The organism is Pseudoalteromonas sp. MMG005, assembly GCF_018101015.1.
Lineage (GTDB): Bacteria > Pseudomonadota > Gammaproteobacteria > Enterobacterales > Alteromonadaceae > Pseudoalteromonas > Pseudoalteromonas aurantia.
This window is the reverse complement of record NZ_JAGJEK010000043.1, coordinates 1-7,636: the sequence shown is the minus strand read 5'-3', so window position 1 is coordinate 7,636 and position 7,636 is coordinate 1. Positions and strand designations below refer to the sequence as shown.

Annotated in this window: 9 protein-coding genes; 3 read left to right on the top strand and 6 right to left on the bottom strand. The window is 40.3% G+C overall.

The annotated features are described in order from the left end of the window. Positions 1–25: 25 nt before the first annotated feature. Positions 26–160, bottom strand: a complete 135-nt coding sequence (locus tag J8M01_RS23470; protein WP_211059554.1) for a bacteriocin — start codon at positions 158–160, stop codon at positions 26–28. A 432-nt stretch (positions 161–592) separates the two neighbouring features. After that, entirely contained in the window at positions 593–1,186 is a 594-nt protein-coding gene (locus J8M01_RS23465; RefSeq protein WP_211059553.1) for a class I SAM-dependent methyltransferase, read from the bottom strand. A gap of 105 nt (positions 1,187–1,291) precedes the next feature. Between J8M01_RS23465 and J8M01_RS23460 the strand changes: the two genes are divergently transcribed. After that, positions 1,292–2,101, top strand: coding sequence for an AraC family transcriptional regulator (locus tag J8M01_RS23460; protein WP_211059552.1), 810 nt, complete (start codon positions 1,292–1,294; stop codon positions 2,099–2,101). 71 nt (positions 2,102–2,172) lie between these two features. Here the strand turns inward: J8M01_RS23460 and yiaA are convergent, their stop codons facing one another. The 3 genes from yiaA to J8M01_RS23445 form a co-directional block, all read right to left on the bottom strand. Continuing rightward, the gene (gene yiaA / locus J8M01_RS23455) at positions 2,173–2,604 is read right to left on the bottom strand and encodes an inner membrane protein YiaA (RefSeq protein ID WP_211059551.1); all 432 of its coding nucleotides are present in this window, start codon (positions 2,602–2,604) and stop codon (positions 2,173–2,175) included. Between the two features lie 130 nt (positions 2,605–2,734). Further along, entirely contained in the window at positions 2,735–4,096 is a 1,362-nt protein-coding gene (locus J8M01_RS23450; RefSeq protein ID WP_211059550.1) for an alpha/beta fold hydrolase, read from the bottom strand. Position 4,097: 1 nt separating this feature from the next. Then, positions 4,098–4,841, bottom strand: coding sequence for a helix-turn-helix transcriptional regulator (locus J8M01_RS23445; RefSeq protein ID WP_192509550.1), 744 nt, complete (start codon positions 4,839–4,841; stop codon positions 4,098–4,100). Positions 4,842–4,973: 132 nt separating this feature from the next. Here J8M01_RS23445 and J8M01_RS23440 point away from each other — a divergent pair, with 132 nt between their 5' ends. Both J8M01_RS23440 and J8M01_RS23435 read left to right on the top strand, forming a co-directional pair. Next, on the top strand, positions 4,974–5,321 hold the full coding sequence (locus tag J8M01_RS23440) for a hypothetical protein (RefSeq protein ID WP_211059549.1): 348 nt from the start codon (positions 4,974–4,976) through the stop codon (positions 5,319–5,321). 29 nt (positions 5,322–5,350) lie between these two features. Further along, entirely contained in the window at positions 5,351–6,154 is an 804-nt protein-coding gene (locus J8M01_RS23435; protein ID WP_211059548.1) for a DUF2145 domain-containing protein, read from the top strand. 44 nt (positions 6,155–6,198) lie between these two features. Here the strand turns inward: J8M01_RS23435 and J8M01_RS23430 are convergent. Beyond that, positions 6,199–7,636, bottom strand: a 1,438-nt coding sequence (locus tag J8M01_RS23430) for an alpha-amylase family glycosyl hydrolase (protein WP_247671259.1), incomplete at its 5' end; no start/stop codon positions are given.

Sequence of the window (7,636 nt, the reverse complement as noted above, 5' to 3'; positions counted from 1 at the left end):
CAAACCTCTTATTCGTTATTTTAGCTTAATGAAAAGCCATGCCTTCCTGACCGTCTGCGCCAGCAATACGGTATTGAACATCTCTTGCATCGCCACCAACAACATTTTTTAGCTCTTTAGCAGTTAATTTTTTTACTTTTAATGCAATATTATTTTTCATCTTGCTTTCCTTGTTTACACAATTAAAACCAAACATTATCAATAAAAGCAGACAGGGTCAAACACCTTGCGCCTTAATATTACTTACACTAACTTGTTACATAACTGTCACACATATAGATTAAACCAGCATCTCGTTATTACTAAATTTCCCCCGTTAAACGACGTGATACTTGGAGTAAAAAGTTAAAATAAGTATATCAAGCAGAGATTCATGTAAGCTAATAATATTTATAGTAAACATAATCACTTAGAACGTATTTATTACAAAGCTCTATCTTCTATGTCGTTTAATACAGTGATTTTTCTCGCACCCTACATCGCTAATTTCGCATGAGCCAAATAATGAATTAACCTAACAAAAAACACTAAATTGGTGTCACCCCAAAATTTGGGTTCGATAAAGCACTATTATGACTTTACATTGCGCCACCTATTTGTCTGTACGTTTGAGTGCTTCAATGATCAAAAACTCCCCTTCACTTGATACATGGACATTTTTCACAATACTCTCAAAGCCGACACTTTGCAGCCGTTCTTTAACCCCAGAAAAAGTCTTCAAATTTACGTCAACCATCAAATCCCCCGAACTAGGCGCATTAACATCCTCACATAACCAAATTCGACCGCCTCGTTTTAGTCCTTGAAAAATTAATGACAACGCCAACTCAGCATTTTGCCAATGATGTATCGAAAATGCCGCAATAACCAAATCTAAAGAGCCTGTGTTTACCTGCAACTCTTCAGCACCTGCTTTAATAAATTGAAGTTGTGGAAAACATAAATCAGATTTTTTTTGTCTGTTTTTTGCCCGTTTAATCATCGTATCGGTTGGATCAAGTGACAGCACCTGAACCCCCTCTGCGCTTTGTGCTAAACACATACTTAGGTACCCACCACCACACCCAATTTCAGCAATGTGAAAGTTGTCAGCCACCCCAGCTAAGGTAGGTATTTCTGTATGAAATGCAAGCTCCCCCCATTTTTCATCATAAGATAACGCGTGTTCATTATTCCAGTGACTCATCTGATAAACCTCAATTCATTTTGTGTAACTGAAGTTTCGCTTAGTTCTCCTTTTCGATATAGTGCTAAACTTTGGTTTAAATCGGCTTATTTTTGGTTTTTGATTTTGACCTCATACATACACATAGATTCTGGCTTCTCTGATATATCAGAGTTAAGTCATGATGAACATCATGCCCATGAAGATTATATCGTCACTCTCATGGTCGCAGGTTATGTCAAACTTAAGGGCAAGCAGTGCGTCAACATTACCCCTGGTATGCTGACGCTCGTGCCTGCGGGTATGCCGCACGCGCTACTAGAAGGAAAAAACATGCAAGTGCACTGGCTAAGTTTCTCTGGCCGCTTTTTCCAGTTAGATGAAAAAAATGAGTTTATGCGATCATTTACAGCTATAAGGAATGGCGCGTTGCCTATTTGCAAACTTGCTGAAGAGCGGGTGAGTTATGTCACTTCACTATTTTTGGAAATCCAAACGGAGCTCGCCACAGGCAAATCGCATAAAGTATTAGAGAGCTTAATTTATCTCATGCTCAATGAAGCCAACAAAGCATCTGAATTAACCGCAATTGAAATCAATGGCCACACAAAAATTGATAAAGCGATGCGCTACATACAAGCACATAGCTGTGAAGGGATCTCATTAAAAGACGTTGCGCATGCTCTGCATATCAACTCGGCCCATCTTGCGAGTAAAATGAAGCAAGCTACGGGGTACTCAGTAGGTCAGTGGATCTTAAAATATCGGTTAAAAATGGCAGTGGAGTTGTTGCTAAATACCGATGAGAAGGTAGAAATTATTGGCTATCAAGCTGGTTGGCGAGATGTGACACACTTTATAAGACAGTTCAAAAAGCAGTATCAGCAAACCCCTTCTGCATGGCGCCGTACTAATAAAAATCAAACCTACGATTAAACGTTTGATACAACAACGCTTCAACTTACTCAGAACGATACTTAGGAGGTAAGTATCGTTCTACCATGGCCTTACTTAGCCTCTTCCACCAGCACGCTCGGTGCTTGGGAGTCTTCCAGTACCATCGTATCTCGAACATTTTTTTGTACAGTAATTGCTGAAAAACCACTCAATAGAAACGCCATGGCATAGAACCCTTTTTCACTCAATAATAGTTCTGCGTGATATAGCCCGATGCCCAGCATAGCAATTGCTGCGCCCACAGCTACCCAACACATTAAAAGGTAGGGCTTAGAAATAGTCTGCCCCTCAAGTTTATCTCGCACCGTTTTTTGTAAGGACACAAATGAAAATAGCCCAAATAACAAAATTGCAAAATAATAGCCTTTTTCGTTCAATTGCATTTGGGCATTCATCAGGCCAATTAAGAATCCAAATACACCCGCTAATAATGCAAAAATTGATGCCAATCTAAATGCTTTGGTTGGTTTACTTATAATCATCACTTACTCCGTTATTAAATTGTACGCCCTGTAAAACGATAGAGTCAGTATTGATAACATCAGCATATAAGTAAACCTCTTTAAAGAAAGGTCAATATTTTTCGACTTTAAGTATATTAATGTAATACCTTCATTGCGTGGTTTTAATAAACTGTGTTAGCGCGTCAGTCATTTGTTCAAAGTAAGGGTTAAAGGTCAGTCGCTGTAACTGGGGGGTGTCATGCAGTGTTTCCACCGTAGTTTCACCCAATATTGGCGTGTCTGTTTGTTTACAGACTCTGTAGTTATCAGTCCCCATTAAATGCTCACAGCTACGATATGTTCCACCCCAGCCATAATGTGGATTGGTTGGTGCGTTGGTCGTTGCGGTGTGGGATATACCTTTTATAGAACCACAATAATCGTCACCTCGACATTCTGTGGGGTTATACACTGTTATACTTCTGGGTAATGATTTAAGCCAAGCGTTTTCACCATAGTATATCAGCGTATCTTGCTCTTTGCTTTTACGTGCACCACTGAGATGCCAATGCGTCAACAATGACAATGTGCTTTGCGTATCGATAGTCTGATCAGCCTGCGCAGCAACCAAAAATAGCGGTATATCTGGCACATAAGCAAGTTTTTCGGGCTGAATGCGCTGCATTAAATTACGCACTTGCGCAGCTGCGTTAAATGGAAAAGACTCATACTTTGCAAAGTCAATATCGCCGCTGCTTTCCATATAGTCTTTAAACCATGCCATATATTGCGCCGCCCACGCCATACTCGATTTTGCACGACTGGCAGGCGACCACAACATCAACCCCTTAATTTTCGCTTCTTCGGCCACAGTCAAGTCGTGCTGGTTAAGATAATCGATGAGTAATGCACCGCCGGTAGAGAATCCCCCCAAATACACAGTGTCAAAATCTTCTAACATCGCTGCAACGGCATAGCGTGTTGCAATACGCCATTGCTGCTGTGACACATCCACCAATGCAGAAGGTGCGGTACCGTGTCCTGGCAGTAACAATGTACGCACAGTGATCCCTTGCTGAAAAAACTGTTCAGCTAAATCATGAAACAAATAAGGTGAATCGGTTAAACCATGTATCAACAAGACCCCCCTATGCGTTGGCTCTGACTTATTTTTCGGTGCATTGAGCTGAAAAGGCGAAATTAAGTCCACCACCTGTAGCGACTTGTCGCCATACAAATGTGTGCTAACCGATGTTGCTATCGGGCAAGGCAAGCGACCTTTAGGATTTTCAGCAAGAATTCTATTACGTTCATACTCTACATAATCTGAAAATGGCCCTTGCTTAGAAAAATCAAAAAACGGCTTTTTTTCAGGCTCTAATGTTTGCCTATACTGCCCAGAATCAGCCAGTGACTCAATATGCTTCATATTGATATTAAGTGACACGCAATCCACAATATGGGCTTGGGCGTGCGACTCGCCTGAACTCAACAACAGTAAAGCGAACCCAAAAAATAGCGTATTATTCATATTATATATCCTTCTTTCTTCTGAATTGTTCAAACAATGAAGGTTCCCAAGGACGCATAGCAAATAATAATCCCATATGTTCCCTTGTTGATAATGGTAAACTGGCATCTTCTTGGTTCAAAATAGCCGACTCTTTAGTTAATTGATTAAGTTTGCGTTGAATAACTTCAATCGAGGATTGTGAATATCGACCACGCAAATAAAACCTAAAACTATTCGGCTCATCAAACTTACTCGCCATAAAACGATGTAATACTTCTTGTTCCATAAACTGCTCTAACGGACCATTTTTTAACCATCTAAAATCTTGGGCTATCAATAGCTTATAGTGATTGTTAGGGAGTAGCTGTATTAACTTTATTTTATCTAAACGCGCGAAAAGTTGGATCAATTCAAATTTATCAATTTCATAATGCGCTATGATCTCTTGAAAATCCCACGCATCTCTTACACATACCGCAACCAATAACAATTTTGGGTTATCGATTAATTCTTGTTCTTGTTCAAATGTCAGCTCAGTTAACTGACTTTGCTGCTTCTGAGTAATAGAAAATAAATCGGATAAGCTGATCTGCAATAGATTACAAATCTGTTCTAAGCGTTGCAACGTAAAGCTCTGGTTTGCAAAAATGCGTTTAATATTCGCTTCACTCATATCTAACTCACCTGCAATATCTTTGTAGGTCATCTTACGCTGTTTCAACAGCATTTTTAATGTGTCGCTCACCAACGAAATTTGACTCATCAGTCACCCTAAATCATAAAAGAATATTATTACAATACTTTAAGTCGTTTATTCTAATACATCAAGCAATATGGTTTACCTAATGAATACTATCATTTAAGTTAGGTGCAACTTAATCACAGGGAAGCTACTATGAAAACATCAACTCTTTTAGTCAGCACATTATGTATCCTATCCTCATTTGTTTGCGCTGCGGAGTCTGCCTCTGAACATGCCAGTACAGCAAGCAAACATGCTGCATTAGCATTGGGTCATAGCACTGTATCAGCAGGACAGGTTGCCAGTGGCATCGTTGCTGTGCCATTGCTCATTGCTGGCAGCACAGCTTCAGCGTCACATGCAGTCGGTACTAAACTCATTGACGCTGCAAGTGGCACTCATCGCCATTCTCACGCGCCTCAAGATACACCTTTAGAAATAACTGAAATTACCATTACGGTTGATAGAGCACCGAATGAAGCGATTAAAAATCAAAACTAAATCGAGCGACTAAAATAAAAGGCGGTAATATGACTACACGACTTGCTATAACATTCTTAATACTTCTCTATCACGGTTCAACATATGCAGGCAGCACGCAAACCAAGCACACTCGCTTTGATGCTAACACCATCGCTTTGTTTGCAAAAGATGTTGAAAAATACGCGGCAAAAAATGGTGCTCACTCATTCATTATAGCTCGGCGTGGACAGCCAAAAAATAAGTTACCAGCAGGCTTTCAATTTACTCATACCGCAATTGCAGTTTATTCACAAATACAGTTAGACAGCGGAGAAAGCGTTAAAGGTTATGCAATACACAACCTCTATCAAGAACAAACAGATGCAAACAAAAGTTTATTAGTTACGGATTACCCAGTTGATTTTTTTTGGGGAGCTGATTCATTAACAGCCGGTATTGCTATCCCAACCATTGAATTGCAAACCCGACTAATAGCAGCCATTCAATCTGGGGTAAATAAGTCGCTTCATAACCCTCATTACTCTTTGATTGCTAATCCATTTAATAACGCATATCAAAACTGTACTGAACATACACTAAATGTCATTAATGCAGCGCTATATCAAACAGATAACATGGCGCGCTTAAAAGCGAATGCTAAAGCATACTTTCAAGCAACCCCAGTGAAGGTCAGTCGTATCAAATTAGCATTGGGAAATTGGTTTGCCGACGGAGTTACCACTAAAGATCACGACAAAATAATACAAACAGCTAGTTTTACGAGCATTGCTCAATACTTACAAGAGTTTGGTTTGCTTAAAAGCGCCGTGATTTTTGAGCACAAAAAAAACGCCATGCCTTTGTTTAATTAACACTTTATGAAGCGGGCTAAATAAAAAGCCCGCCCTACACCTCACTACTTTGCTATCAACACTAATACTGCACGACCTGCTAACCCATATTGAGTATACTCGCCGCCAATATACTCTTCATTGCCTGGGGACTTAACCGAATTAGCCCCTTCATTCCAGTTCGCGGTATCCGTGACTCGGTACCAACTCTTGCCTTGTCCAGGCCAAGGAAGTGTAAATTCAACCTGATCTGACCACCCATTGTATGCAATGTAGATTGCCGCTGTTGACTCAGAAAACTCGCTGCTATCAATTCGATAGGCAATTGCATGATTATTTGCATCATTAAAGTAACCAGTATCTGCAACTGAACCATCACTTTTAAACCATCGTAATTGCTCCATTACATTCGCATTGTTATCTTTATCTGAATAGAAGTGAACTGGACGTAAAGCAGGATGCGCTTTTCGAAATGCAATCATCCCTTTTGCAAAGGCATTAAAGTGATGCTGTTGCGTACTCCAACGATAACTCAACCAGTTTGCTGATGAATCTAAGTTATATGGGTTATTATTACACTTTAACGATCTTAAATACTCATCTCCCCCCGTCATCATCGGTGTACCAGCGCTGAGCATTAATAGTGCAAAACCATTTCGCGCCGCTTTACGCTGTTCTTGCGCTTGATTATGCCACCCTTGTGCCCAGCTATGATTGCTATTTTCACCGCCATCAGATGGCCCTAAAGGCCAAAGGTGCTGATTGTTTTTTTCATTGCAAGAATATAAATCTTTTAGCGTGAAACCATCATGGGCCACAATAAAATTAACGGAATTCCAGGGGGCTCTACCATCATCTTGGTACAAATTCGCAGAGCCTGTAAAGAAGTTCGCCAACTGTCCTAAACTGACTGACTCTTGCCCCATTTGGTTTTGGTCTTTGCGAATGGTGTCTCTATATTTTCCATTCCATTCCGACCACCCTTTAGGGAACCCGCCTACTTGATATGAATTACCACCTATAGCCCATGACTCAGCAATAAAATCGGTGCCTTGCCCTCCCAATGCCGGTCGTTCCGTAAACTCATCAATGATGCGATTAAGTGCATTATTTTTCAGCGTTTTATCAAAGTGAAAACAGCCATGCTCACAACTGTTACCCAACACTGACGCTAAATCAAAGCGAAAACCATCAACGCCCATTTCTGATTGCCAATAATCTAAAGAGTCTATTATCAAATTCTGAGCAATCGGATTTAAGGTGTTGTAATTCCCTCCAACACCCGTGTTATCCCAATTATGTTGTCTGTCTGCTGTTAATGAATAATACGTTGGATTATCTAATCCGCGCCAAGAGTATAGGTTATACGTTGATGCGTCACCTTGCTTCCATGCACCTCCCTCTCCAGTATGGTTGTAAACAACATCAATGAATACTTTGATCCCTTTGTCATGGAAAGCTTTAACCATACTTTTGAACTCTTTTGTCGGACCTCCAGGAGAC